The organism is Lutimonas halocynthiae, assembly GCF_030409835.1.
In the GTDB taxonomy this organism is placed as follows: Bacteria; Bacteroidota; Bacteroidia; order Flavobacteriales; family Flavobacteriaceae; genus Lutimonas; species Lutimonas halocynthiae.
This window is the reverse complement of sequence record NZ_JAUFQO010000017.1, coordinates 1-629: the sequence shown is the minus strand read 5'-3', so window position 1 is coordinate 629 and position 629 is coordinate 1. Positions and strand designations below refer to the sequence as shown.

At 39.9% G+C, this 629-nt stretch carries 1 pseudogene; it reads left to right on the top strand.

Going from position 1 to position 629, the window contains the following annotated elements:
* Positions 1 to 629, top strand: a pseudogene (locus QWY87_RS17805) (hypothetical protein); the annotation flags it as partial.

The window sequence follows — 629 nt, the reverse complement described above, 5'->3', positions numbered from 1 at the left end:
GAACCAACAACTGCTGCACCAACTCCAGGACAAGATCAGGCGAATGTTACATCTTTATTCAGCGATGCTTACACGGATGTTACAGTTGACACTTGGAGAACAGATTGGTCATCAGCTACGCTTGAAGATGTTACTATTGATGGAAGTGCAATGAAAAAATACAGTGCTTTAGATTTTGTAGGAATTGAAACGGTTTCTTCAACAGTTGATGCGAGTAACATGACTCATTTTAGAACTGATGTATGGTCTGCTGATTTTACAACTTTTAAAGTTAAGTTAGTTGATTTTGGAGCTGATGGAATGTTTGGAGGAGGAGATGATTCAGAACATGAAATCACTATTGACAATCCTTCTCAAGAAGAATGGGTTAGTTTGGATATTCCAATGAGTGAATTCACCGGATTGACTGCAAGAGGGCATATTGCACAGTATATATTTGTAGGTGCTCTAGCGGGAAGTAATACGGTTTTTGTTGATAATGTTTATTTCTATAACGATGGTACCGGAGGTGGAACACCTGCAACAGAACCAACAACTGCTGCACCAACTCCAGGACAAGATCAGGCGAATGTTACATCTTTATTCAGCGATGCTTACACGGATGTTACAGTTGACACTTGGAGAACAGA